The organism is Mycobacterium sp. 236(2023), from assembly GCF_029623955.1.
Taxonomy (GTDB): Bacteria; Actinomycetota; Actinomycetes; order Mycobacteriales; family Mycobacteriaceae; genus Mycobacterium.
On the sequence record NZ_JARSBP010000009.1, the window covers coordinates 98,355 to 124,242 of the forward strand.

General features: G+C 66.3%; 24 protein-coding genes. 10 read left to right on the plus strand and 14 right to left on the minus strand.

Features of this window, described 5'->3' with window-relative positions:
• Nucleotides 1-5: 5 nt before the first annotated feature.
• From P9A17_RS28555 to P9A17_RS28575, 5 genes are read right to left on the minus strand one after another with little or no spacing between them, the layout of a single operon-like run.
• Nucleotides 6-1,325 (minus strand): LLM class flavin-dependent oxidoreductase, encoded by a 1,320-nt coding sequence (locus tag P9A17_RS28555; RefSeq protein ID WP_278042144.1) that lies wholly within the window; start codon nt 1,323-1,325, stop codon nt 6-8.
• Complete coding sequence (locus P9A17_RS28560; RefSeq protein ID WP_278042145.1) at nt 1,325-3,130, minus strand: FAD-binding protein; 1,806 nt, start codon at nt 3,128-3,130, stop codon at nt 1,325-1,327. The genes P9A17_RS28555 and P9A17_RS28560 overlap by 1 nt, the downstream gene beginning before the upstream one ends.
• Nucleotides 3,121-4,038, minus strand: a complete 918-nt coding sequence (locus P9A17_RS28565) for a 3-carboxyethylcatechol 2,3-dioxygenase (protein WP_278042275.1) — start codon at nt 4,036-4,038, stop codon at nt 3,121-3,123. Before P9A17_RS28565 ends, P9A17_RS28560 begins: the two co-directional genes overlap by 10 nt.
• Entirely contained in the window at nt 3,986-5,674 is a 1,689-nt protein-coding gene (locus P9A17_RS28570; RefSeq protein WP_278042146.1) for a bifunctional 3-(3-hydroxy-phenyl)propionate/3-hydroxycinnamic acid hydroxylase, read from the minus strand. Before P9A17_RS28570 ends, P9A17_RS28565 begins: the two co-directional genes overlap by 53 nt.
• Nucleotides 5,671-6,537: an alpha/beta hydrolase gene (locus tag P9A17_RS28575; RefSeq protein WP_278042147.1), complete on the minus strand. Its 867-nt coding sequence runs from the start codon at nt 6,535-6,537 to the stop codon at nt 5,671-5,673. Before P9A17_RS28575 ends, P9A17_RS28570 begins: the two co-directional genes overlap by 4 nt.
• A 154-nt stretch (nt 6,538-6,691) precedes the next feature.
• Here P9A17_RS28575 and P9A17_RS28580 point away from each other — a divergent pair, with 154 nt between their 5' ends.
• Nucleotides 6,692-7,393 carry a helix-turn-helix domain-containing protein gene (locus P9A17_RS28580; protein ID WP_278042148.1) on the plus strand — a complete coding sequence of 234 codons (702 nt, stop codon included), beginning with the start codon at nt 6,692-6,694 and terminating at the stop codon, nt 7,391-7,393.
• Nucleotides 7,394-7,413: 20 nt separating this feature from the next.
• Nucleotides 7,414-9,027, plus strand: a complete 1,614-nt coding sequence (locus P9A17_RS28585) for an FAD-dependent oxidoreductase (protein ID WP_278042149.1) — start codon at nt 7,414-7,416, stop codon at nt 9,025-9,027.
• Nucleotides 9,028-9,031: 4 nt separating this feature from the next.
• Here the strand turns inward: P9A17_RS28585 and P9A17_RS28590 are convergent, their stop codons facing one another.
• The gene (locus P9A17_RS28590) at nt 9,032-9,934 is read right to left on the minus strand and encodes a GTP-binding protein (RefSeq protein ID WP_278042150.1); all 903 of its coding nucleotides are present in this window, start codon (nt 9,932-9,934) and stop codon (nt 9,032-9,034) included.
• A gap of 105 nt (nt 9,935-10,039) precedes the next feature.
• Here P9A17_RS28590 and P9A17_RS28595 point away from each other — a divergent pair, with 105 nt between their 5' ends.
• A complete protein-coding gene (locus P9A17_RS28595; protein WP_278042151.1) occupies nt 10,040-10,804 on the plus strand; it encodes an SDR family NAD(P)-dependent oxidoreductase in 765 nt (254 codons plus the stop codon).
• Entirely contained in the window at nt 10,804-11,547 is a 744-nt protein-coding gene (locus tag P9A17_RS28600) for an SDR family oxidoreductase (protein WP_278042276.1), read from the plus strand. Before P9A17_RS28595 ends, P9A17_RS28600 begins: the two co-directional genes overlap by 1 nt.
• A gap of 162 nt (nt 11,548-11,709) precedes the next feature.
• Here P9A17_RS28600 and P9A17_RS28605 read toward each other — a convergent pair whose 3' ends face one another.
• From P9A17_RS28605 to P9A17_RS28620, 4 genes are read right to left on the minus strand one after another with little or no spacing between them, the layout of a single operon-like run.
• The gene (locus P9A17_RS28605) at nt 11,710-12,474 is read right to left on the minus strand and encodes an enoyl-CoA hydratase/isomerase family protein (RefSeq protein WP_278042152.1); all 765 of its coding nucleotides are present in this window, start codon (nt 12,472-12,474) and stop codon (nt 11,710-11,712) included.
• A complete protein-coding gene (locus P9A17_RS28610; protein WP_278042153.1) occupies nt 12,474-13,565 on the minus strand; it encodes an acyl-CoA dehydrogenase family protein in 1,092 nt (363 codons plus the stop codon). The genes P9A17_RS28605 and P9A17_RS28610 overlap by 1 nt, the downstream gene beginning before the upstream one ends.
• Nucleotides 13,552-14,367, minus strand: a complete 816-nt coding sequence (locus P9A17_RS28615) for an acyl-CoA dehydrogenase family protein (protein ID WP_278042154.1) — start codon at nt 14,365-14,367, stop codon at nt 13,552-13,554. The genes P9A17_RS28610 and P9A17_RS28615 overlap by 14 nt, the downstream gene beginning before the upstream one ends.
• Nucleotides 14,367-15,764 (minus strand): AMP-binding protein, encoded by a 1,398-nt coding sequence (locus P9A17_RS28620; protein ID WP_278042155.1) that lies wholly within the window; start codon nt 15,762-15,764, stop codon nt 14,367-14,369. Before P9A17_RS28620 ends, P9A17_RS28615 begins: the two co-directional genes overlap by 1 nt.
• A gap of 112 nt (nt 15,765-15,876) precedes the next feature.
• On the opposite strand from P9A17_RS28620, the gene P9A17_RS28625 reads away from it, so the two are divergent.
• Nucleotides 15,877-16,206, plus strand: coding sequence for a 2Fe-2S iron-sulfur cluster-binding protein (locus P9A17_RS28625; RefSeq protein ID WP_278042156.1), 330 nt, complete (start codon nt 15,877-15,879; stop codon nt 16,204-16,206).
• Here the strand turns inward: P9A17_RS28625 and P9A17_RS28630 are convergent.
• Genes P9A17_RS28630 through P9A17_RS28645 form a run of 4 tightly spaced genes read right to left on the minus strand, consistent with a single transcriptional unit; the run spans nt 16,194 to nt 20,273 of the window.
• Nucleotides 16,194-17,255 carry a CoA transferase gene (locus P9A17_RS28630; protein ID WP_278042277.1) on the minus strand — a complete coding sequence of 354 codons (1,062 nt, stop codon included), beginning with the start codon at nt 17,253-17,255 and terminating at the stop codon, nt 16,194-16,196. The two genes, P9A17_RS28625 and P9A17_RS28630, sit on opposite strands and share 13 nt — an antisense overlap.
• A 28-nt stretch (nt 17,256-17,283) precedes the next feature.
• Entirely contained in the window at nt 17,284-18,240 is a 957-nt protein-coding gene (locus P9A17_RS28635; RefSeq protein ID WP_278042279.1) for an LLM class F420-dependent oxidoreductase, read from the minus strand.
• A gap of 28 nt (nt 18,241-18,268) precedes the next feature.
• Complete coding sequence (locus tag P9A17_RS28640) at nt 18,269-18,667, minus strand: cobalamin B12-binding domain-containing protein (protein WP_278042157.1); 399 nt, start codon at nt 18,665-18,667, stop codon at nt 18,269-18,271.
• A gap of 16 nt (nt 18,668-18,683) precedes the next feature.
• Nucleotides 18,684-20,273, minus strand: coding sequence for a methylmalonyl-CoA mutase family protein (locus P9A17_RS28645; RefSeq protein WP_278042158.1), 1,590 nt, complete (start codon nt 20,271-20,273; stop codon nt 18,684-18,686).
• 133 nt (nt 20,274-20,406) lie between these two features.
• On the opposite strand from P9A17_RS28645, the gene P9A17_RS28650 reads away from it, so the two are divergent.
• From P9A17_RS28650 to P9A17_RS28670, 5 genes are read left to right on the plus strand one after another with little or no spacing between them, the layout of a single operon-like run.
• The gene (locus P9A17_RS28650) at nt 20,407-21,303 is read left to right on the plus strand and encodes an NAD(P)-dependent oxidoreductase (protein ID WP_278042159.1); all 897 of its coding nucleotides are present in this window, start codon (nt 20,407-20,409) and stop codon (nt 21,301-21,303) included.
• Nucleotides 21,300-22,799 (plus strand): fatty acid--CoA ligase family protein, encoded by a 1,500-nt coding sequence (locus P9A17_RS28655; protein WP_278042160.1) that lies wholly within the window; start codon nt 21,300-21,302, stop codon nt 22,797-22,799. Before P9A17_RS28650 ends, P9A17_RS28655 begins: the two co-directional genes overlap by 4 nt.
• Nucleotides 22,796-23,098: a hypothetical protein gene (locus tag P9A17_RS28660; RefSeq protein ID WP_278042161.1), complete on the plus strand. Its 303-nt coding sequence runs from the start codon at nt 22,796-22,798 to the stop codon at nt 23,096-23,098. Before P9A17_RS28655 ends, P9A17_RS28660 begins: the two co-directional genes overlap by 4 nt.
• A gap of 2 nt (nt 23,099-23,100) precedes the next feature.
• Entirely contained in the window at nt 23,101-24,408 is a 1,308-nt protein-coding gene (locus P9A17_RS28665) for an MFS transporter (RefSeq protein WP_278042162.1), read from the plus strand.
• 12 nt (nt 24,409-24,420) lie between these two features.
• Entirely contained in the window at nt 24,421-25,884 is a 1,464-nt protein-coding gene (locus tag P9A17_RS28670; protein WP_278042163.1) for an adenylate/guanylate cyclase domain-containing protein, read from the plus strand.
• The last annotated feature ends 4 nt before the right edge of the window (nt 25,885-25,888 follow it).

Genomic DNA, 25,888 nt, shown 5'->3' on the forward strand with positions numbered 1-25,888 from the left:
GTCGCTCAGCCCGCGGCCTCTGTGGACGATTTCGCGTCCTTTTCGGCTTGCGCGGCCTTCACCCGGCCCTCGTTGATCTCGGCCATGGCCTCGGGGATCTCGCCTGCGGTGAACTTGCCACCGCGGCCGGTGGGCAACCCACCGAAGGCATAGGTCTCGTCGAACAGCGGCGCATCCCAGGACTGCCGGCGTGCCTCGACCTTCTCGATCACCGGTTCGAGACGCTTCGCCTTGTCCTTCACAGCTTTCGCGTCGCGCTCGATGAACTCCGGCAGGATCTCCTTGCCCATGATCTCGATGGACTCCATCGTGCCCTCGTGGCTACGCGGATTGAGCAACAGGATGATCTCGTCGACACCGCTGGCCTCGTAGCCGCGCAGGAACTCGCGCACCGTCTCCGGCGAACCGATGGCACCGCGGCCGGGACCGTAGGCCAGGGTCGGATCCTCCTTGACCGCGTTCTGGTAGAGGTCCCAGACACCGGTCCGGCCCGGTGTGTGCATGCCGTTGATGTAGTAGTGCATGATCCCGAACGAGAAGAAGCCGCCGCCCGTTCCGAGTCGCTTGAGCGCCTCCTCGTCGGTCTTGGCCACCATCATCGACAGGTCGCCGCCGATGGCCAGCAGATTCGGGTTGATCGCCGGAGTGACGGGCGTGCCCTTCTCCTCGAAGTCCCGGTAGTAGCCGTCGACGCGCTCCTTGAGTGCTTCCGGGCCGGTATAGGCGAAACTCAGTGCGCCGATGGCCTTCTCGGCAGCCATGCCGACCGACGACGGCCGGGTGCAGGCCACCCACACCGGCGGGTGCGGACTCTGCAACGGCTTGGGGACGACGTTGCGGGCCGGCATCTCGACGTGCTCGCCCTTGAAGCCGGTGAACGGCGCCTCGGTCATACAGCGGATCGAGACCTCCAGTGCCTCTTCCCACATCGTGCGTTTGTCGGCGGGGTCGATGTTGAAGCCACCGAGTTCGGCGACCGACGACCCTTCGCCGGTGCCGAATTCGACTCTGCCGTTGGACAGGTGATCCAGTGTCGCCACGCGCTCGGCGATGCGTGCCGGGTGGTTGATCGGCGGCGGCAAGTGCATGACGCCGAAGCCCAGGCGAATGTTCTTGGTGCGCTGGCTTGCCGCGGCCAGGAACATTTCCGGCGCCGTCGAGTGGCAGTACTCCTCGAGGAAGTGGTGCTCGGTGAGCCACACCGTGGAGAACCCTGCTTTGTCGGCGAGCTCCACCTCGTCGAGACCGTGCTGGAACAGCTGGTGTTCGTCGTTTTCACCCCATGGGCGTGGCAGCGGGAACTCGTAGAACAGGGAAATCTTCATTACTGGTTACCTCCTTGAAGGTCCGGGGCTTTCAGGGCTTCCGATGGCTGACTGAGTAGGTGGGCTTCGGTTCTGGAGCCGGCGATGTGTTGTGCGGCGACATAGCCGAACGCCATCGCCGGTCCGATGGTGGCGCCGGCTCCGGCATAACTGCGGCCCATCACCGCGGCCGACGCGTTGCCCACCGCGTAGAGCCCGTCGATCGCGCTGCCGTCGGGACGCAGCACACGGGCGTCCTCGTCGGTGCTCAATCCGCCGGATGTGCCGAGATCGCCGAGGATGATCTGGAACGCGTAGTAGGGCGGCTTGCCGAGGGGGTGCAGGTTGGGGTTCTGCAGCGTCTGATCGCCATAGTAGTTGTCATAGGCGCTGTCGCCGCGGCTGAAGTCGTCGTCGTGTCCCTTGAGCGCCAGCGCGTTGAATCGTTCTGCGGTGTTGCGCAATTCGGCACCGGGAACGCCTATTTCGCGGGCAAGTTCCTCCCACGTGCTGCCGGTCTTGACGACTCCGGACTCCAGCCATGCCGCTGGCACCTTCCATCCCGTCGGCACGGGGGCGAAGGGCACCTTCGGAATCGGCAAGTGGCCGCCGACGACATACCGGTGGAACGACCGGATGTCGGTGATGAGCCAGCACGGGATGTGGGTGACGCCGGTACGCTCGCCGTCGATCATGGCGTGAGCGAAGTCCATGTAGGGCGCCGCCTCGTTGATGAAGCGCTTCCCCGCACCGTTGACGATGAACTGGGCCGGCATCATGCGCTCGTTCAGCATGAACTGCAGCCGGCCGTCAGGCCAGCAGATGGCGGGGAACCACCAGGCTTCGTCGAGCAGTTCCGTTGCTGCGCCCACCTTCTCGCCCGCCCGGATCCCGTCGCCCGTCGACGCCGGATTGCCGAAGCTCCAGTCCTTGTCCGGTCCCGCCATCTCCGCAACGCGGGCCAACTCGGGAAGATGTTGGAGGCGCCACTGCATGTCGTGATCGAAACCACCGCTGGCGAGTACGACACCACCGTGTGCCCTGACCCGCAGCGCTTGGCCCTCCTTTTCGATCACCGCGCCCACGACCCTTCCGTCGACATCCGTGATCAGTTCCGTCATCGGGGAGTTCAGCCACAGCGGGATGTTCTGCTGTTTCATGGCAAGCCGGAGCCGGGCGACCAGCGACTGACCGATGGCGGCCATCCTGTCGCCGAACACCCTGGCCCGGAACATTCGCCAGATGAGCTTCAGCAGCACGGCTTTCCCGCGCCACGACTGACGGACCTGGTAGAACAGCCGAAGATCCTTGGGGGCGAACCAGATCCCCTTGGGTGCCAGCGCCAGTGGGGCGAGCAGGTTCTGCTCCTCGTCGCCGAGCACCCGGAGGTCGATCTCGGGCACGTTGATCGTGCTGCCCAGGGCCGAGCCGCCGGGCGCCTCGGGATAGTAGTCGGCGTATCCCGGCTTCCACACGAATTCCAGCCACGGGCTGCGCTTTTCGAGGAACTCCATCATCTCGGGTGCAGCATCGACGTACTTGCGCAGCCTGGCATCGCTGACCAGCCCGCCGGTGATCTCCTTGAGGTAGGTGAAAACCTCGTCGGGGTCGGGTACGTGACCTTCTCTGCGCTGCGAGGGTGCACCCGGAACCCAGATCCCGCCGCCGGACAACGCCGTGGAGCCGCCGAACCGTGACGACTTCTCCACCACGAGGGTGTCGAGGCCCGCGGCGTCGGCTGCGAGGGCGGCCGTCATGCCGCCGCCCCCGGATCCGATCACCAGGACGTCGGTGACGTGGTCGAAGGGTTGGTCGGTCAAGGACACACCGCCGTTCGGATGGCGAAACCGGCGATCAGTTCCGGCGCTGCGCGGTAGAACCGGCTGCTGGTTTCGTAGTTGCCCTGTGCGGCGAGCGCCGCGAAGGCAGCCACCCAGGTTCTGACCTCGTGCGCGGAGTTACCCGCCTGCGCGGCAATCCATGCGTTGTCCCAGGCGTCCACGTCGGCGAGCCGTCCGCTGTCGAGGAGGTCGAGGAACGCGTGGTCCCAGTCCGGGTTGAGCGGCGCGAGTTTTCCCTGTCCCGAGGCGAACTCGCGCGCAGCCTCCATCACCGCGGTCTGGCGGGCCTGGCGCGCTTCGGTGCTCATCGGCGCCCCGCGGACGATGCGGTCCAGAGCCGCCGGTGGTGCGGTGGCGAGCGTCGGGACCGGCGGATCGTGTGAGAGCCCACCCGAGCCGATGATCAGTACCCGCTTCCCGAGCGTGGCGAGGTGAGAGCCGACGGCGGCGCCGAGCCGGCGGACCCGCCGGATCGGACCGAGCGGGGTAGCCACCGAATTGATGAACACCGGGATCACCGGCTTGGCCGTTGCATCCCCGAAGAGCTTCTGCAGAGGCTGCACGGTGCCGTGGTCGACGTCCATCGCCGCCGAAATCGCCACGTCGACATCGGCATCGAGAACGGCACGCGCACAGTGGGTGGCCAGATCTGCCGGGACGTCGAGCGGGCCCTGGTAAGTGCCGTAGTCGCCGACACCGGCGGCTTCGGTGCCGATGCAGAACGGCGGCATCGCGCGGTAGAAGAACCCGTTGTAGTGATCGGGCGAGAAGATGACGACGAGCTCAGGGTCGAACGCGGCGACGAAGTCCCTGGCGGCCCCGATGGCGCGTTCGATGTCGTCAAGGAGTTCCCGAGACGGTCCCGGAAGGTTCAGCAGCGGGCTGTGCGACATGCAGCACAGCGCGATCTCGCTGTTGGCCATCGGTTACTCCTTCCTGGGTGAGGTACAGCGCCGAGAACAGCGCGTCGGAGACTTCCGGCGCGCGCTGCGCGATACATGCGCTGGCGATGCAGCGGTCGGGACGGACGAACAGCACCGATTCGGTGTAGACGTCGAACCATGCTTTGAGGGCGCCGGTGAGGTCGCCGACCACAGTTACGTCGGGGTCGTCGTGGCCCGGCCAACGCAACTGGCTCATCGGTCGCACCTCGATGAAGCTGGCGCCCAACGTCTTCCACTGCGCGAAGGCTTCCTCACCGAGCACGGCGCGCAGGTTGTTGCTCCAGCACAGCACGGCGAATCCTGATCCGAGGATCTCGTCGAGCAGAACGTTCTGCGCATCGCGGGTATCGACACGCGGCTGGATGAACAACGTTCCTGTCGGCGAATTGGCCAACGCATGCGTGCCGTGGTGGACCGCCCCCTGCTGATAGCGCGGCATCGGCTTGAACCGCATCTCCAGCACGTAGCGCTTGAGCGTCGGCACCGCCGACGCCGCGTGAATCACCCGGTCCCGCAGAGCGGCGACCCGCCGATTCGTCGGGGAGATGACGCGGCCGACCATCGTGGACAGGTCGATCATCGCCCGCGCGTGCTTGCGCCGCTCGACGTCATAGGAGTCCAGCAGTGCGTCACCGGCGTTGCCGTTGACGACCGCGGCCAGCTTCCAGCCGAGGTTGGCCGCGTCGCGGATACCGCTGTTGTAGCCCTGCCCCTGCCACACCGGCATCAGGTGGGCGGCGTCACCGGCGAGCATGAGCCGGCCTTCGCGAAACGATCCGGCGATGCGGGAGTGATGCGTGTAAACCCGATGCCGGATCATGTCGACCCGCTCGGGATACGGAATCAGCTGTGCCAGCATCCTTCTGACGAATGCCGGATCGTCGGCCTCTTCGTCCGTTTCGTCGGGGTGGATCATGAACTCGAAGCGCCGGATGCCATGAGCGATGGAGATCGAGACGTAGGGCCGCTTCGGATCCGCACCGACCTCGCTGTTGGGATGCCCCAGCGGGTCGTTGGCGATGTCGACCACCAGCCAGCGCGTCGACGACGTCGTTCCGTCGAACGACACGCCCATCAGGCGGCGGGTCGCGCTACGGCCGCCGTCACAGCCGACGACATAGCGTGCCGAAACGGCCGCCTGCCCGCCGTCGAACTCGACGGTGACGCCGTCGGAGCTTTCGACGCAGTTGTACATCCGGTGCCCGAATCGGACCTCGACGTTGTCGAATCTGTCCAGTCCGCCGAACAATTCGGCGTCGACCATCGGCTGGACGAAGCCGTTGCGTTTAGGCCAGCCGAACCGCGCGTCAGGTGGTGCCATCTCGGCGAGCAGGTTTCGCTTGCCGTCGAAGAAGCGAAGAATCTGATTGGGCACGGTGTGCGGCAGGACGCGGTCGACGAGACCGATCGCCTGGAATGTGCGCAATGACTCGTCGTCGAGTCCGACGCCTCGGGGATAGTCGATCAGCTTGTCGCGCTCATCGACAACCAGGGTCCGGACACCTTGCAGGCCAAGAATATTCGCCAATGTGAGCCCTGCAGGCCCTGCGCCGACGATGACGACGTCGAAATCTGTTGCTGTCACGCGCGCCCCAGCAGGAAATCCAGGTGCAATCGGTCGAACGTCTTCGGATCCTCGTACTGCGGCCAGTGCCCGCAGCCCGGCATCACCTCGAAGCGCGCACCCGGGATCATCGACGCCATCCGACGGCCCTCTTCGACGTCAGCCGTCGGATCGTCGCTCGTCCAGACCACCAGCGTGGGCGCGGTAATAGCGCCATATTCCTTCGGGCCGAGGAGGTTCCGCGCGCGGATCTCTGGATCCTGTAGCGCCATGATGTCCCGCATGGCGTTGACGAATCCCGGCTGCCGATAGACGCGCTGGCGGCTGGCGACGATGTCATCGTAGTCCTTGGACTTGTCGGCCATCAGCCATTTGATGCGTGCCTGCACGGTCTCCCAGGTCGGATTCTCGGCGGCCGCCATCGACAGCGTGATGATCCGCTTCATCACCTCGGGATCGGCCTGCGACCCGCCCGCGGTGTTGAGCACCAGGCGTTCGACACGTTCGGGGTGATCGGAGGCGATCCGCGCGGCGACCCACCCGCCGAGCGATTCGCCGCTGATATGGGCGCGCGGCGCGTCGATGGCGTCCAGGAATCCGGCGAGGTGCTTGACGTAGTGCGCGACTTCGAGTGGATGGCCGGGCTTGTCGGTGTATCCGTGGCCGAGCATGTCGATCGACCAGGTGGAGAAGTGCTCGGCGTGGGCTTCGAGATTGCGCACGTAAGCCTCGGCGTGACCGCCCGAGCCGTGCAGGAAAACCAGCGGAGGATTGGCCCGGTCACCGGCGTGCAGGTAGCGGGTGCGCACCCCGCCGACATCGAGATAGCCCTGTGAGAACGCGACGCCCTGCAAGTCGCTCCATACGCTCTCGAACTCCGTCACCCCTGCGCCCCTTCCTTGGAGACTCGGCCTGAAACCCTTGACGGCGAGAATTGGATTCTCGTATTTTGTAAGCAGTCTGCTCATTTATCGCACATACATGTGCACTATAGTCAGAGCATCACTCTCACAAGAGCGTCTGTCAAGGAAGGTCCGTATGCCTGATCCCGGAAACCCGAACGCGGGTTCCGGCGCCCCCGGATCCCAGACCTTGGCCCGTGGGTTGAACGCGTTGCAGTTGGTCGCGAGCTCGCCGACCGGGCTGACGGTGGCGCAGGTCGCCGACGACATCGGGGTGCACCGCACCATCGCCTACCGCCTGCTCAGCACGCTGGCCCAGTACCGATTCGTCGTCAAGGGTGAGGACGGCCGCTACCGATCCGCGGCTGCACTCGCGGTGCTCGGTGCGTCGTTCGACAACAACGTGCGCCAGCTGAGCGTTCCCACGCTGCGCGGCCTCGCCGACGAACTCGGCACGACGGTGTCCCTGTTGGTCGCCGAGGGCGACCAACAGGTTGCCGTCGCCGTGATGGTTCCGACGAACGTCTACTACCAACTCGCATTCCACGAGGGCAGCCGGTATCCGCTCGACCGCGGGGCCGCGGGCCTCGCCTTGCTGGCCAGCATGCCGCCCCGACCGATGGAGCGGGAGCTCGTCCAGCAGACGCGCCAGCAGGGCTGGGTGATCACCCACGGCGAGATCGAGCCGAACACCTATGGGCTGGCAGTGCCCGTCCGGCGCAAGTCGCCGTCGCCGCCTACCTGCATCAACCTGATCTCGCACCGTGAAGATGTCGTCATGGACGGACGCGACTCAGTCATCAAGGCGGCCAACGAATTGTCGGCGATCCTGAGCTGACGAACAGAAAGGGGACAGCGGTGTCCGACTGGGATCACGAGGTCGATGTCGTCGTTCTGGGCAGTGGAGGTGCGGGGCTGACCGCAGCACTGGCCGCGGCGGTCAACGGTGCCACAGTGGAGGTCTACGAGAAGGCCGCGACGGTGGGCGGGACGACCGCCGTCTCCGGGGGGATCGTCTGGATTCCCGCACACAACCGCGCCGCAGACGCCGAGTTGACCGCCGACGACGCGATGGCCTACCTCCGGGCGCAATCGCTGGGCTTCATGGACGACGAACTCGTCGAGACCTTCGTGACGACCGGCGGCGCCATGCTCGACTTCGTCGAACAACACAGCGATCTCGTCTTCGAAGTGGCCGCCGGTTTCCCCGACTACAAACCCGAACTGCCAGGCGGAAAGCCAGGCGGCGGACGATCGTTGAACGCCAAACCTTTCGACCTCGCGCGGCTCGACGAGTGGAGCGACCGGATCTCCTCGTTCCCCGCCGACTTCAGCAACGTCGGAATCGACGCCGAAACCCGCGCCCGCATCCACGCCTCGGTCGACAGCGAATCCGGAAACTTCTGCGTCGCGGGCACCGCCCTTATCGCAGGTCTGCTGCGAGGTCTCCTCGACCTCGGAGTCACCCCACACACCGGGGCACGCGCGATCGAACTCGTCTCCGATGCACTGGGCATCACCGGTATTCGGATTCAGCAGGGCGACAACGACTTTCTCGTGCGCGCCCACAAAGGCGTGATCCTGGGCACCGGCGGTTTCGAATGGGACAAGCAACTGGTCGAGGCACACCTGCGCGGACCGATGCGAGGTGCCGTGTCTCCCCCGAACAACACGGGCGACGGCCTGCGGATGGCGATGGCTCACGGCGCAGACCTCGCCAATATGGGTGAGGCCTGGTGGGTGCCGATCGTGAAGATCCCCGGCGATACTTTCGAAGGGCAACCGCGAAGCAGAAGCGTTCGGCTCGAGCGCACGCGTCCGCGCAGCATCATCGTCAACCGGGCGGGTAAGCGATTCCTGAACGAGGCAGGCGAATACAACTCGATGGCCGGGCCGTTCCATTACCTGGACCCCAAGCTTGGCTACGCCAACGACCCGGCGTGGATCGTCTTCGATTCCCTGCACCTCAAGCACTACGGTTTCCTCGGCGTCGAACCGGACGGACCTGTGCCGGACTGGTTCTGCCAGTCCACCGATCTCGACGAACTCGGCGAGAAGACCGGGATCGACCCCGTGGGCTTGGCCGCCACCCTCGCAGCGTGGAACGCGAACGTCGCCGACGAGCGCGACCCCGACTTCGGGCGCGGCGCAAGCGCTTACGACGGCTACTGGGGGGACAACTCGGCGTCCACGACGGCGGGGCAGACCCTCGGCCCCATCGATGCGGCACCGTACTTCGCGGTGCCCGTGTCCGTCGGCGCCATGGGCACGAAGGGTGGTCCGCGCACCGACCGCGACGGGCGCGTCCTGCACGTCAGCGGCGCCGCCATCACCGGCCTGTTTGCGGCGGGCAACGCGATGGCGGGGGCCACCGGAAAGGCTTACGGCGGCGCGGGCGGTACCATCGGCCCCGCCATGGTGTTCGGATACCGCGCCGGCTACACCGCAGCCACAGGCAAATCGGTGTCCTGAGACCTCAGCTGTCGCCGCGACGGCCTTCTCGCGCGGACGCGGTGTCCGTCGCGAACAGCCCCTCGGCGGCGGTGTAGGCATCCTCGCCGCCGTCGGCCACCGAGGTCGCCAGCCGATCCAGATCGGGATGGTTGTGCAGCAGCGTCTGCGCCAGCGAAAGGATCTGGGTACGTGCCCGCGCCGCCCGCCGCTCCCGGGTATCGGAACGATGATGGGCATCGATGACACCCACCAGCTCGGCTAGCCCATCACCCTGGGCTGCAACGAGTTTGAGGATCGGTGCATGGGTCTCGGCGCGCAGGTCGCGCACTGTCTGATCGGCCCCGTCGCGGTCTGCCTTGTTGACCACGACGATGTCGGCCACCTCCAGGAGCCCCGCCTTGGCGGCCTGAATCGCATCACCGGCACCGGGATTGAGGATGACCACCGTCGGGTCGGCGATCGCGGCGATCTCGATCTCCGACTGCCCGACGCCGACCGTCTCCAGGATCACCAGGTCATAACCCAGCGCCGAGAGCAGTCTGATCGCCGCGGGCACGGCGGCGGCAAGGCCGCCGAGATGACCGCGGGTGGCGACCGACCGGATCAGCACGTCAGGATCGTTGATATGCGCGACCATCCGGATCCGGTCGCCCAACAGCGCACCGCCGCTGTACGGCGACGACGGGTCGACGGCGAGCACCCCGACGCGGAGCCCCGACGCGCGGTAGGCACCGACGAGAGCTCCCACCGTCGTCGACTTGCCGGCTCCCGGAGGGCCGGTGACACCGACGACCCGCGTCGGGATCACTGACCCCAATGCGTCCAGTACCTCTGCGCGGCGTGGACTTTCCACGGCGCTCAGCAGACGCCCGGTTGCTCGCATCGACCCGCCACGAGCGGCCGCAATCAGCTCGTCGATGGTCACTCCAGACAGATTACGCAGGGCACTTCCCTCAGTCACAGCCAACCGTTCCATTGTCGAGAATGATATTCTCTCTTGAAGAGAGTCATCGTTTCAAGGAGGATCCGTATGGAGATCGCCGGAAGTTCTGCCCTGGTCGTCGGTGGTGCAGGCGGGCTCGGTGAGGCGACGGTGCGCAGGCTCGTCGCCGCCGGGGCCAAAGTGGTCGTTGCCGACCTGGCCGATGACAAGGGCAAGGACCTGGAATCCGAGCTCGGGGTGCGATACGTCCGCACCGACGCCACGTCCGAGGAGTCGGTCAACGCCGCGATCGCCGAGGCGCAATCGCTGGCACCACTGCGCATTTCAGTGGACACCCACGGCGGTCCCGCCAGCGGTGGCCGGTTGATCGGCAAGGACGGCTCCCCGCTGGACCTCGAGGGGTTCAAGAAGACGATCGAGTTCTACCTGACCGCGGTGTTCAACGTCATGCGCCTGTCAGCAGCAGCCATCGCAAAGACCGAGCCACTCGACGAGGGCGCACGTGGGGTCATCATCAACACCGCATCCATTGCAGGCTACGAAGGTCAGATCGGCCAGCTGCCCTACTCTGCAGCCAAGGGCGGCGTCCTGGGCATGACGCTCGTCGCCGCGCGCGATCTGTCCCCGCTGGGCATTCGCGTCGTGACGATCGCCCCGGGCACGATCAACACCCCGGCCTACGGCAAGGCTGCCGATCAACTCGAGCAGTACTGGGGTCCGCAGGTGCCGTTCCCGAAGCGGATGGGTCGCTCCACCGAGTACGCGCGCCTGGCACAGAGCATCGTCGAAAACGATTACCTGAACGGCGAAATCATCCGCCTCGACGGAGCTTTGCGGTTCCCGCCCAAGTGATCCGTCCGCTCGACGGCAAGGTCGCGTTCGTCGCAGGCGCCAGTCGCGGGATCGGCGCGACGGTCGCCGCCGCGCTCGCGCGCGCGGGCGCGTCGGTCGCCGTGGCCGCGCGCTCCGAAGAGCAGGGCAAGCTGCCGGGCACCATCGGCTCCGTCGCCGAACGCATCACCGCCGAGGGCGGTGACGCCATCCCTGTCGCCTGCGACGTCACCAGCGAGGACTCCGTCGACGCCGCTGTCGCGACGACGGTGGCCGAGTTCGGCGGCATCGACATACTCGTCGCCAACGCCGGCGTATTGTGGCTCGGCCCAATCGAATCCACGCCCCTGAAGCGTTGGCAGCTGTGCCTCGACGTCAACACCACCGGCGTCTTCCTGGTGACGAAAGCGGTCATCCCACACGTGCGGGCACGCGGCGGCGGATCACTGATCGCGGTCACGACGACCGGCGTCACGATGACCGACCACGGCGCGAACGCCTACTGGGTGTCCAAAGCCGCGGCCGAACGGCTCTACCTCGGCCTGGCGACCGACCTGAAACCGGACAACATCGCCGTCAACTGCCTGAGTCCGTCACGGGTCGTCCTGACGGAAGGGTGGCAGGCTGGCGGCGCCGGAATGCAGATTCCCCCCGAGATGGTCGAACCGCCGGAAGCCATGGCCGATGCCGCGGTATTCCTTGCGGCGCAGGATGCTTCGGGTATCACCGGCACGATCCAGCGTTCCGAGGAACTGACCCGGTAGCACCCCTTGCACCGCGAGCGCGCGTGTCTGCACGCCGACACGCGGGCTATCGCGGCATTGTTCGCACGTTCGCCGGCGACGAGCGCGCGCCGGGCGTCAGCCCTGGCGGCGCGTCGCTGTGCAGACACGCGCGCTCGCGGTGCAGGTCTCGCGGTCCAGGTGTCAGTTCTTGGCGATCAGGCCGTCCACGATCTTGTTGAACTCCGGCGTCCCGAACGACACGTACTCCGCCAGGTTCGCGTAGTCCAGCGAGGCCATCACCGACTTCTCGAGCTGGATGTTCATCAGCCTCTTGGTGGCCTCGACAGCCTGCTGGGGTAAGTCCAGAAGCTTCTTGGCGCACGCGATGGCCTCGGCGAGCGGATCCTCGACGACGTGGTTGGCCAGCCCGAGTTCCACCGCGCGCTCCGCCTTGATCCGGACACCGGTGAGTGCAAACTCCTTGGCCTGCAACAAACTGATCTGTGACCCCCACACGAGAGGACCGCCGTCCGCGGCCACCAGACCGATCGAGACGTGTGGGTCGGCGAAAAACGCCTTCTCGGCGATGTAGACGACATCCGACAGCGCCGCCAGGCTGCACCCGAGACCGACGGCAGGACCGTTGACCGCGGCGACGACCGGGATGCGGCATCGCACCATCCCGATGACGAGGTCACGGCCGTGCTTGATCGTCTTCTGACGCAGGGCTTCGTCGTTACGCAACTCGTCGAGATAGTGGAAGTCACCGCCCGCCGAGAAGGCGCGCCCCGCACCGGTGATCACCGCCGCGCGCGCACCGGCATCCTCGTTCAGCGCCTCCCAGATCTTGGCCAGACCGACATGAAGGTTGTCGTTGACGGCGTTCAGATCGTCGGGCCGATTGAGGGTGATGATGCGCAGAGCGCCATCGGCCTCGACCTTGATTTCGTCTGGCATGTCATACATTACGAGGCTCCCAGTCCGAGGATGCGTTGCGCGATGATGTTCTTCTGAATCTGTGACGTGCCGCCCATGACGCTCTGCGCACGGCTGTACATATAAGCGCCGAACAGCTCGTCGTCGCCGGTCCCGACAGTCCTGAGCGCGGCATGGCCTACCGACTGTTCAACCCATGTCATCAGCAGCTTGTCCAGCGAGCCGTTGGGGCCGTGGGTCAGCCCGTCCAGTTGCTCCGACAACCGCCTGCGCACGTGCAGTCGCAGCATCTCCGTCTGCACCCAGGCCCACTGGAGCTCCTCCGGCGGCGCGCCGTCGAGACCGGAAGCCATCTGCCGCACCGTTTTTCCGTAACGTGCGGAGAAGCCCAAGGTCGACGGTTCCCGTTCGTGGCTGACAACCGTCATCGCCAGTTTCCAGCCTTCGCCGGGGGCACCGACCATGTTCTCAACCGGAACCCGGGCACCGTCGAACGAGACCTGGCCGAATTCCTTGGTCACGCCGCTGATCATCTTCAGCGGGCGCTGCTCGATCCCGTCCTGGTGCATCGACACGATGAATGCCGAAATGCCTTTGTGCTTCGGCACATCCTTGTCGGTGCGGGCGAGCACCAGGCACCAGTCGGCGTCGTCGGAGTAGCTGGTCCAGATCTTGTGTCCGTGGATGACGTACTCGTCGCCATCCCGGACCGCCGTCGTCGTCAGCGACGCAAGATCCGATCCGGCGCCGGGTTCGGAGAAACCCTGGCAATAGCGCTCGCTGCCGTCGATCATGCCGGGCAGAAAGCGTTGAGCGAGTTCCTCACTGCCGTGATGGCTCAACCCGACGACGAGGTAGCCGAGGCTCGGCCGCGCCGGCGCACCGGCCTTGGCGATCTCCTCGTCGACGATGACGTCGTACACCGGCGGCAATTCCTGCCCGCCGTAAGCCTTCGGCCAGGACGTGCCGAAGAACCCGGCCTCGAAGAGCGCGCGATGCCACTCCCCCGCCTTGGCCCAGTACGCGTCACCGGACGTCGGGAACTTACCCTTCTGGTCCTTCAGCCACGCCGCCAACCGTTCCCGGAACGCGGCCTCATCGGGAGAATCACGAAAGTCCAATGGTCAGCTCCTCCAGCTTCGCGGGCCAGGCCTCGGTGGCGGCCAGCACCCGGCGCAGGTAGATGTGCGCCAGGCATTCCCAGGTGTTTCCGATGCCGCCGTGTACCTGAATCGACGTCTCGCACACCGTCATCGCGGCACGTGCGCAATAGATCTTCGCGATGCGTGCCGCCTCGATCGCCTCACGCACCGGCATCTCGTCGACCGCCCACGCAGCATGGCGCGACACGCTGATCGAGCCCTCGATCAGCGCCAGACTCTCGGCCAGTAGGTGCGCGACGGCCTGGTAGGAACCGATCGCCGAGCCGTACTGTTCACGCACTTTCGCATACTCGGTCGCCAGAGCGTGCGTGCCGCGGGCCGCGCCGACGATGTCGGCAGCCGTCGCCGCCAGAGCCAGCGCGTGCCAGCGGCCGGAATCCTCGTCGGACAGCTCGGCCAACTCGCTCGGCGACTCCGTCACGCCGGCAAGGCTTCTCGTCAGATCGACGGATTCCGGGACCTCCTCGGGTGCGGACACCGTCCGCCCGAGCCGGGTCTGCAGGTCATCGATGAGGACTGGTCCCAGGTAGGGCACGTCCACCAGCCCTCTGCCGAACTCCTCGGCAACGATCGCGATTTCGACCGCCGACGCGCCGTCGGCGCGCAACGTCCGGAAACCCGTAGCGTCGACGGCCTTTTCGAGCCGGGCAATCCTGGTGACATCGTCGAGGTCGGCCACCGATCCTGGACCGAGGTCTCCTGCCACCTCGGCCGCGGCGTCGCGCAGCTGCCGCTGCTCACTGGTCAATCGGACGTCCATCAGTTCCCTCCGCTCATCGCGCGCTCCCGTAACACTCGCCGCAACACTTTTCCCGACGGAAGGCGCGGTATTTCATCGACGATCACGACCCGGCTCGGCCGCTTGTAGGACGCCAGCGTGTCCCCGACCAGCGTCACAAGCTCATCGGGTTCGACAGGCTGGTTGACGGTGACGGCCGCGACGATCGCCTCGCCATCGGCGGCCGGGACGCCGAACACGGCGCAGTCCTCGACGGCCGAATGACCGTGCAGCACACCTTCGACCTCAGCGGGTGCGACCTGGAACCCGCGGACCTTGATCATCTCCTTGGCCCGGTCGGTGATGCGCAACCAACCGTCCTCGTCAAGGCTGCCCACATCACCTGTGCGGTACCAACCGCCCGAAAAGGCCTGCGCTGTCCAGTGTTCCGGAAGGTATCCGGCCATGGCCGAGCCGGAGCTGACCTGGATCTCGCCTTCCTCACCGGGCGGCAACGCCTCGCCCGTCTCCAACGAGACCGTGCGGATACGCACCTCGGCGACGGCACGGCCGACGGTGTCGAGCCGCAGTCCGTCCAAGTCGTTACACGAGATCACCGGCAACTCGCTGGCACCGTAGGCAGTCACCCACGAGACCCCGGTACGCGCCGAAACCGCTTCGGCCACACTCTGAGTCACTGGCGTGGCGCACCACATGATGTAGCGCAGCGAAGACAAGTCGTGATCTTCGAGACACGGATGCGCCGACAGTGCCAGCGCGATCGGTGCGACGGCCATCTCGATGGTGATCCGGTCGGATTCGATATGGCGCAGCATCGTGTCGATGTCGAACCGGCGATGCAACCGGATCCACGCGCCGGTGTCGAGCGCCATGATGATGTTGAGCAAGCCGAGGATGTGCGACGGCGGCGTCATGACCTGCATCCGATCGGCGGACGTCAATCCGAGCGCATCGCGCCAGTGCCGGATCGCCACCGCCAGCGAAGCATGCGTGTGGCGAACCGCTTTCGGCATGCCCGTCGTTCCTGAACTGAACACGAACACCGCGTCGGCGTCCGGATCTACGGCCTCGGCGAGGTGGCGGCCGGGAAGGATCTCGTCGTCGAGCGACAGCATCGGCATGGCCCCGGCGAGCACCGGATGATCGCCGACCGCGTGCTCGGGACCGGTCAGTGACAGCGCGTGTGCGACCTCCGCGTCCTTCCACGCCGGGCTCAACAGCACCGCCGCCGCTCCCAACCGCCAGATGGCGCGCAGGGCGATGACGAATTCCGGCCTGTTCGACGACATGACGGCGACGCGGGATCCCGGGGTGACACCACGTCGAGTCAGCGTCGATGCCATACCACCGGCCAGCGCGTCGAGGTCGGCGAGGCTGTAGTCCCGATCTTCGAAGGCGAGCGCCGTCGGCTCACTCACGTCGCGCGCGCCCCTTCCGGAAGTGGTGGATGATGTTCGCGAGAAGATTACCGCTTGTCTAGGAGAATAGTATTCTCCTATTATCAGAATGACAATGTCGAGAGAGGGTCATATGACCGACCCGCAGACACCGGGATCGGGGTCCGCAGTGACAGAAGCCGCCGTCACAGGCACCATCACCATCCAGCTGGATGGCAGCACCGCGTCGGTGGCGCAACGCCCCGGCGAAACGCTGCTGGAGAGCGCGCGCCGCGCAGGCATGGGGCCGCCGTTCTCGTGCGAAGCCGGCAATTGCGGGACCTGCATGGCCCTGCTGACCGACGGTAAAGCGACGATGCGCGTCAACGACGCGCTGACCGAGGATGAGGTGGACGAAGGGTACGTACTCACGTGCCAAGCAGTTCCCGACACCCCGGACGTGACGGTCAACTACGACGAGTGAGCGGCCACGGCGTCGGCGTGCGCGTCGAGCGCCGGGGCCGGCCGGTATTCCGGCTCGTAGCCGCCGATCTTGATGGGACTGCCCACCAGCCGGAAACTCCCCGCGGTGACCAGCGCCTCCGGTGTCGCCTGAAGGGCTTCCGGCAGGGTGCGCACCGCAGCGACAGGAAGTCCCAGCGGCCGCAACCGCTCCTGCCAGTTCGCCGCCGTGTCTGTCGCGAGGACAGCGCTGACCAGCGCCAGCACCTCGTCGCGACGGGCCGCGCGCTCGGCCAGCGTGGTAAAACCCTCGATACCCGCCTCTGCGGCGAACGCAGCCCAGAACGCATCGTGCGTGATGAACAGCGCGAGGTATCCGTCGGCGGTCAAGAACAGCTGCGCCGGAACGTAGAACGAGTGTGCGCCATAGGGATACCGCTTCGGTTTTTGTCCGTCGTTGAGGAACGCCGCCGCCCGATAGTTCAACTGCGAGAGCATCACGTCCTGCATCGAGACGTCGACCTGCCCGCCGCGGCCCGCCACGATTTGGGCCAGCAGGCCGAGCGCCGCGGTGAGGCCCGTCGAGTTGTCCACCGACGAATAGCCCGGCAGCGTCGGCGGCCCGTCCGGATCGCCCGTCATCGCCGCCACGCCCGTCGCTGCCTGGATCACGTAGTCGAACGCCGGATCGTCGCCGCCGTCGAGCCCGAAGCCCGTCAGCGCGACGCAGACGATTGCCTCGTTGAACGCTTTGAGCGACTCGTAGGTCAAGCCCAGCCGCTTGATCGCCGACGGCTTCATGTTCACCAGCAGCGCATGCGAATTCGCGACCAGCTCACCGAGCTGCTGCCTGCCTTCCGGGGAGCGAAGGTCGATGACGACGCTCTGCTTGTTGCGGTTCAGGCTCGCGAAATAGCTGTCGCTGACCTGCCGGGAGATCTCTCCGCCGGGTGGCTCGATCTTGATCACCTCGGCGCCCAGATCGGCGAGCATCATCGTCGCGTACGGCCCGGCCAGCATCACGCCGACTTCGAGAATGCGAATGCCCGCGAGCGGACCTGTCGATGTCACCTGCGCCCCCGGCTCTTCGCGCAAGCGCTCATCGCACGGCCTTGGCGAGCTCGCCGATCACTTCACGCGTCCGGTATTTCGACGCCACAAGCTCATCGCGCGTCTCCCCGATCGGGAGCAGACGCACCGACAAATCGGTGACACCTGCATCGGCGAACTGCTTGAACCGCTTGAGAATTGATTCTTCGTCGCCGGCAGCGCAGAGGTCACCGACATTGCGGGCCTCGCCGCGGTCGAGCAACCGCTGGTAGTTCGGTGACGTCTCCGCCTCGGCCAGGATCCGGTTGGCCCGCTCCTTGGCGGCGTCGATCTCGGAGTTCGCACACAGACACACCGGGATGCCCGCCACGATGCGCGGCGCCGGACGGCCGGCGTCCGCCGCGGCCTTGTTGATCTTCGGCGCGATGTGCTCGCCGATGGCCTTCTCGTCGGCCATCCACAACACGGTGCCGTCTGCCTGCTCACCCGCAATCTGCAGCATCACCGGTCCGAGCGCGGCGACGAGCACCGGAACCGGCTGCTCCGCACCGAGAACCGTCGGGTTGTGCACTGTGAACGAATCGTTCTCGACGTCGACGTCGCCAGGCCCGGCCAGCGCGGTGTTGAGCACCTGCAGGTAGTCGCGGGTGTAGGCGGCGGGCTTGTGGTACGGGATGCCCAGCATGTCGCGCACGATCCAGTGATGTGACGGACCGACGCCCAGCGCCAGTCGATTGCCCGCCATCGCGTGGATCGACAGTGCCTGGCGGGCAAGGGCGATCGGGTGCTGCGCCTGCAACGGCACGACAGCGGTGCCGAGTTCGATGCGCGAGGTGTGCGCGGCCATCAACGCGACCATCGTCAGGCAGTCGAAATCGTTGGGCACCTGCGGCATCCACGCGGTGTCCAGACCGGCCGATTCGGCCCACTCGATGTCGGAGAGCAGCTTGGCGACCTTGCGGGCCATATCGCCCCGCTCGGCCCCGATCATGACGCCGAGCCTCATTGCCATGCCTCCTTCGGCGAGTGTGCGTTCACTGGTCGACCTTGTCGGTCAAAGCGCGCACGTCGCGCACCAGGTCGTCGAGCGAGGTGCCCGTCGGGAATACCGCGGCCGCACCGGCATCGAGGAGCTTCTGGACATCACCCTGCGGGATCGTGCCACCGACCACGACGGCGATATCGCCGGCATCGGCTGCGCGCAGCGCGTCGACCGTCCGCGTCGTCAGCGTGACATGGGCCCCCGAGAGAATCGAAAGGCCCACCAAGGCAACGTCTTCCTGCAAGGCAATCGACACGATGTCCTCGATGCGCTGCCGAATCCCGGTGTAGATCACCTCGAAACCCGCGTCGCGCAGTGTCCGCGCGACGATCTTGGCGCCCCGGTCGTGGCCGTCCAGGCCGGGCTTGGCCACCAGAACACGCGTGCTCACTAGAACAGCTCCTCCTCTAGAAAACGACCGGCTGCTGGAACTCGCCCCACACCGACTTCAACGTCGACACCATCTCTCCCACTGTGCAATACGCGTTCGCGCAGTCGATCAGCTTGTGCATCAGATTGTCATCGCCTTCGGCGGAGCGGGCCAGCGCCGCAAGGCTTTCTTTCACCGCCACACCGTCACGCTCGGCCTTCACCTTGGCGAGCCGGGCCAGCTGCTTGTCGCGGCCCTCGGCATCGAGTTCGTACGTCGCGAGATCCGGTGCCGGTTCCTCGACGACGAACTTGTTCACCCCGACGACGGGCCGCTCCCCGGATTCGACTTCCTGATGGATCTTGAAGGCCTCGTCGGCGATCAGGCCCTGCAGGTAGCCGTCCTCGATGCAGCGCACCATGCCGCCGTGGGTCTCGAGATCATGCATGATGTCGATGATCTTCTCCTCGGTGGCGTCGGTGAGCGCCTCGACGAAGTACGAACCGCCCAGCGGGTCTGCCACTTTCGTCACCCCGGTCTCGTACGCCAGGATCTGCTGGGTACGCAGCGCCAGCGTCGCCGACTCCTCGCTGGGCAGTGCGAAGGGCTCGTCCCAGGCTGCGGTGAACATCGACTGCACGCCGCCGAGCACCGCGGCCAGCGCCTCATAGGCGACGCGCACCAGGTTGTTCTGTGCCTGAGGCGCGTACAGCGATGCACCACCGGCGACGCACCCGAAGCGGAACATCGATGCTTTGTCGGTGGTGGCGCCGTAGCGCTCGCGAACGATCGTCGCCCAGCGCCGGCGTCCGGCGCGGTACTTCGCGATCTCCTCGAAGAAGTCGCCATGGGTGTAGAAGAAGAACGAAATCTGCGGGGCGAACTTGTCGATCGTCATGCGGCCGCGTTCGACGACCGTGTCGCAGTACGTGACGCCGTCGGCCAGCGTAAAGGCCATCTCCTGCACCGCGTTGGCGCCCGCGTCGCGGAAGTGGGCGCCGGCGACTGAAATCGCGTTGAACCTCGGCACCTCGGCCGCACAGAATTCGATCGTGTCGGCGATCAGGCGCAGCGACGGCTCGGGCGGCCAGATCCACGTACCGCGCGACGCGTATTCCTTGAGGATGTCGTTCTGGATGGTGCCGGTGAGCTTCTCGCGGGGCACGCCTTTCTTCTCGGCGGCTGCCACGTAGAACGCGAGCAGGATCGCTGCGGTGCCGTTGATCGTGAAACTGGTGCTGATCTTGTCCAGCGGGATGCCGTCGAACAGGATCTCCGCGTCGGCGAGCGTGTCGACAGCGACACCGACACGGCCGACCTCCTCGCCGAACTCGGCGTCATCGGAGTCGTAGCCACACTGCGTGGGCAGATCGAGCGCCACCGACAGGCCGGTGCCGCCCTGGCCGAGGAGGTAGCGGTACCTGCTGTTGGACTCTTCGGCGGTGCCGAAGCCCGAATACTGCCGGAAGGTCCACGTCTTGCCCCGGTATCCGGAGGCGAAGTTGCCGCGGGTGAAGGGATACTCACCGGGCGCAGGCGGATCCGCCGGGCGGTCGCCCGGGCCGTATACGGGTTCCAGCGGGATTCCAGATGGGGTCTCGACCCGAGGCACGACTTGCTCGCTCATCAGTGGATAACGTACTTGCAAAAAATGAGAATGCCAATACCGTTTGAGGGAAAGATGCACGCAGCAGTATGCGCGGGGTCGCCCATAGCGGGCCCGAAGCCCCGGTACACAGCGATTATGGGATTCGCCTAAAATGAGAACGGCACTATCTAGCGCCGATGAGGAGGGCCGAGGATTGGCTGAAAGCAGCGTGACCGGGCAACTGGTCTTCGCCGACCGCACCGTTGTCGTCTCGGGAGGCAGCCGCGGCATCGGTCTGGCCATTGCGCTGGGTGCCGCCCGGCACGGCGCCAACGTCGTGCTGCTGGCCAAGACCGCCGAGCCGCACCCCAAGCTTCCCGGCACGGTGCACACCGCCGTAGCCGAGGTCGAGGCCGCAGGCGGCAAGGGTGTCGCGGTGGTGGGCGACGTCCGTAAAGAAGAAGACGTCGCACGCGCGATCGACACCGCGGTCGAACAATTCGGCGGCGTCGACATCGTCGTGAACAACGCCAGCGCGATCGCCACCGAACCCACCGATCAACTGTCGGCCAAGAAGTTCGACCTGATGATGGACATCAACATCCGCGGCACCTTCCTACTGACCAAGGCGGCGCTACCCCATCTTCAGAAATCTCCGGCCGCGCACGTGCTGACGCTGGCCCCACCACTGAACCTGACCCCCAGGTGGCTGGGCGCGCACCCGACCTACACGCTGTCCAAGTACGGGATGACGCTGCTGTCGCTGGGTTGGGCCGCCGAATATGCGGATACCGGAATCGGATTCAGCTGCCTGTGGCCCGAGACCTACATCGCGACCTCGGCGGTGACGAACCTCGCCGAAGGCGATGCGATGGTGAAAGCCTCGCGAAGCCCCGAGATCATGGCCGATGCGGCAGTTGCGATCCTGTCGCAGTCACCCCGCGGCGTGAACGGCCAGACCTTCATCGACTCCGTGGTCCTGGCTGACAGCGGTGCGACCGATCTTTCCCGCTACGGCGGCGGAGACGATCCGATCCTCGACATCTTCGTCGACGCACGCACATCATGAGCATCTCGCTGCTGCTGGAGATGGCCAGCGACACCGACCCGGACCGGACAGCGGTGGTCTCCAACGATCTTCGGCTCACCACAAGTGAATTGAGTGCACTGGCCGATGGCGGTGCGGGCGTGATCTCGGCGTCGGGAGCACAGCACGTCGCCTACGTGGGTGCCGGCGGGGCGCTACTGCCGCTGCTGTTGTTCGCCTCGGCGCGGGCCGCCGTACCGGTGACACCGTTGAACTACCGGCTCGCGGCCGACGGGCTGCGCGCCCTGCTGGACCGCCTGCCCGATCCTCTGGTGGTGGTCGACGACGAGTACCGCGACGCTGTCGGCGACGGCTACCGGACGATGGGCTCCGCCGAGTTCCTCGCGTCGGCCCGTACCTCCGAGGCCGCAGCGGAATTCGCCGATCCGGACAGTGTCGGCGTCGTGCTCTTCACCTCCGGCACCACGTCCAAGCCGAAAGCCGTCGAACTCACCCACACCAATCTGACCAGCTACATCATGGGCACCGTCGAATTCGCCTCGGCCAACCCCGACGACGCCGCGCTGATCTGCGTGCCGCCCTACCACATCGCAGGCGTCAGCGCCGCGCTGTCGAACCTGTATGCGGGACGAAAGATGGTGTACCTCACCCAGTTCGATGCCGACAGATGGGTCAGGCTGGTCTCCGACGAAGGGGTCACGTCAGCGACTGTGGTGCCCACGATGCTCGATCGCATCGTCACAGTCCTCGAGACCGAACAGACCACCTTGCCGACGCTGCGCACGCTTGCCTACGGCGGATCCAAGGTGCCCCTGCCGCTGGTCCGCAAGGCGCTGTCACTGTTGCCAGCGGTCGGATTCGTCAATGCCTACGGACTCACCGAGACCAGCTCGACCATCGCGGTGCTCACCCCGGACGACCACCGAGCTGCGCTGGCCGCCTCCGAGGAGTCTGCGCTGCGCCGCCTCGGCTCGGTCGGCCAACCGGTGCCGGGTATCGAGGTGGAGATCCGTGGCGAGGACGGCACCGTTCTGGGCCCGGGTGAGACAGGCGAGCTCTTCGTCCGCGGTGAGCAGGTGTCGGGGAAGTACACCGACATCGGATCCGTGCTCGACGAGAACGGCTGGTTTCCCACCAAAGACGTTGCGCACCTTGATGACGAGGGCTACCTGTTCATCGGCGGGCGCTCCGACGACACCATCATCCGCGGTGGCGAGAACATCGCGCCCGCCGAGATCGAGGACGTCCTCGTCGAACATCCCCACGTGCACGACTGCGCCGTCGTCGGCGCCGACGATCCCGAATGGGGTCAGATCATCGTCGCCGTCGTGGTACCCCAGCCGGGCGCCACACCCGACGTCGAGGATCTTCGCAGCTACGTCCGATCCCAGCTGCGTGGGTCCCGCACACCGGACCGGGTGGTGTTCCGCCAAGAGCTGCCCACCAACGCGACGGGCAAAGTGCTGCGCCGCGAACTCGTCAACGAACTGAACATGACGTCAAAGGAGCCCGCATGATCAAGAACGGCACCCGACTGCAGAGCCAGGTCTGCGACACCCAGGTGATCGTGGTTCGCAGCGCCGACAGCCTCGACGACCTGCGCGTCGGCGGAGCGCCCGTCGTTCCCGTCGGCGAAAGCACCGATGCGGGCCTGTCGCTGGACGACGCGATGGCCGACGGCAACCTGATGGGGAAGCGCTACGTCGACGACGGCGGCGCCGAGGTCCTCGTGACGAAGGCAGGCAAGGGCACGATCAGCGTGGGCTCGACCCCGTTGGCACTCAAGGAAGCCAAGCCGCTGCCGGCCAGCGACTAGCTATGACGGCCTCGCCGCGGCGGGTCGCGTTCGCGAGCTTCATCGGCACGACCGTCGAGTTCTACGACTTCCTGATCTACGGCACCGCCGCCGCTCTGGTCTTCCCGAAGCTGTTCTTCCCCAACGCCTCTCCCGCGACGGGCATCCTGCTGTCGTTCGCGACGTTCGGTGTCGGGTTCTTCGCCCGGCCGCTGGGTGGAATCGTGTTCGGCCACTTCGGCGATCGGCTCGGGCGCCGTCGGATGCTGGTGTACTCGCTCGTCGGGATGGGTGTCTCCACCGTCCTGATCGGCTGTCTTCCGACCTACGCCCAGATCGGCATCGCGGCTCCGATCCTGCTGACCCTGCTGCGTCTGGCGCAGGGCTTCGCGGTCGGCGGTGAATGGGGCGGAGCGACGCTGATGGCCGTCGAGCACGCCTCGGCGGATCGCCGCGGCTTCTACGGTGCCTTCCCCCAGATGGGCGCGCCCGCAGGCACTGCCGCGGCCACTCTCGCGTTCTACCTGGCGGCCAAGCTGCCCGACGAACAGTTCCTCTCGTGGGGCTGGCGGATCCCGTTCCTCGTCAGCGCCGTACTCATCGTCATCGGGCTCGTCGTGCGGCTGACGATCACCGAGAGCCCGCATTTCGCCGAGCTGGAGCGCCGGTCCGAGGTCGCGCGCACACCCATCGTCGCGGCGTTTCGCCGACACTGGCGCCAGATCCTGCTCGTGGCCGGCGCCTACCTGTCTCAGGGCGTCTTCGCCTATATCTGCGTGGCCTACCTCGTCTCCTATGCGACGACGGTGGTCAAGATCCCGCGCGACTGGGCGCTGTTCGGCGTGTTCGTCGGCGCTGTGGTGGCCGTCGCCACCTACCCGTTGTTCGGCTCACTGTCCGACCGATTCGGGCGCAAGCCACTGTTCCTGCTCGGCGTGGTCGCGATGGCGCTGGCGGTGGTGCCGACGTTCGCACTGATCAACACCGGCAGACCCGGCTTGTTCGTGCTGGCGCTGGTGCTGATCTTCGGCCTGGCAATGGCACCCGCGGCGGGTGTGACCGGTGCACTGTTCTCGATGGCCTTCGATGCCGATGTCCGCTACAGCGGAGTCTCGATCGGTTACACGCTGTCGCAGGTGCTCGGCTCGGCCTTCGCCCCCACCATCGCGACAGCGCTATACAGCGCAACCAAGACCAGTGATTCGATCGCCGCATATCTGATTGCCGTGTCGGTGGTCTCGGCTGTCGCGGTCTGTTTCATGCCGGGCGGGTGGCGACCGTCTCCCGACACGACCCGTGCCGAAGCGGGGCACATTCCGGGACGCGGCTGATACGTTCGGCCCGTGAGGCCACGCCGCCTGCTGCTGAAGTACGCCGCCGGCCTCACGACGGCCTACCTGCTGACGGTCGCCGAAGTCGTGGGAATCGTCGTCGCACTGGCAGGCCGCGGCGTCGTCACGCTCGGCAACATCGTCACCCTGTCGGCGGTCGGACTGATCGGCGTCACCACGGTGGCCCTCGGCGCCGTCCTGATCCTGCGGCCGTCGTTGCGGTGGCTCAAAGCCGGCCGCCGTCCCACCCCGGCTGAGATCCGAACGACGTCACGGATCACACGGCGCCAATCCGCCATCACGCTCGCACCCTGGCTCCTGACCGCCGCGGTGCTCGTTCCGCTCAATCTGCACGCGGAGGCAACGGTGTTCGTCGTGCTGACGACAGCGCTGCTGTTCGGGGCCATCGCGACCGTGTGCACGGGCTTCCTGTTCACACTGCGGACGCTGCGGCCGGTGCTGGCCGCGGTGCCCGCCGATGCCGAACGACCGCCCGCGCCTGGCGTGCGGGCACGGCTGCTGATCATGTGGGTGGTCTGCACGGCGCTGCCGGGATCAGCGATCGCCGTCCTGTTGGTCATGAGATACCGCGAATGGCTGCTCGACGAGTCATCGCCGATCGAGCTCGCGCTACTCGTCCTGGCGCTCGTGGCGGTGGTGCTGGGTCTGCGCGCGATGATCCTCGTGTCGATGTCGATCTCGGACCCGGTCAACCAGGTGGTCGACGCGATGGCCGACGTCGAGAAAGGCGAGATCGACCGCACCATCGACGTCTACGAATGGTCCGAGATCGGGCGATTACAAAGCGGTTTCAACCGCATGGTGGCCGGCCTTCGGGAACGCGACCGGCTGCGCGACCTGTTCGGTCGTCACGTCGGTGAAGAGGTCGCGCGTCGCGCCTTCGATCAGGCCCCGGACCACGAGGCGTCGTCGGGCGACGAACGGGACGTCGCCATCCTGTTCATCGACCTGGTCGGCTCGACCGAACTGGCCGCCGCACGTGAACCGCATGCCGTCGCACAGATCCTCAACGACTTCTTCCAGATCGTGGTCGCCGAGGTCGACAGGCGACACGGCCTGATCAACAAGTTCCAGGGCGACGCCGCGCTCGCGGTTTTCGGTGCGCCGCTGCGCATCGCCGACCCGGCAACGGCGGCGATGGCAACTGCACGGGCGCTGCGCTCGGAATTACGCAGACTGCCAGTCGATTTCGGTATCGGTGTATCGGCGGGTCCGGTGTTCGCCGGCAACATCGGCGCCGAGAACCGCTACGAGTACACCGTCGTGGGTGACGCCGTCAACGAGGCGGCGCGACTCGCCGACCATGCCAAGGACTTCGACAGCAGAACCCTGTGCTCGGGCACCGCACACGACCGGGCGAGCCCCGCTGAACGGGCGCTCTGGGCCGGCAACGGCCAGACGACATTACGGGGCCGTGCGGGCGTCACCGACATCTTCGCGCCCTCGGCACGTTAGTTCC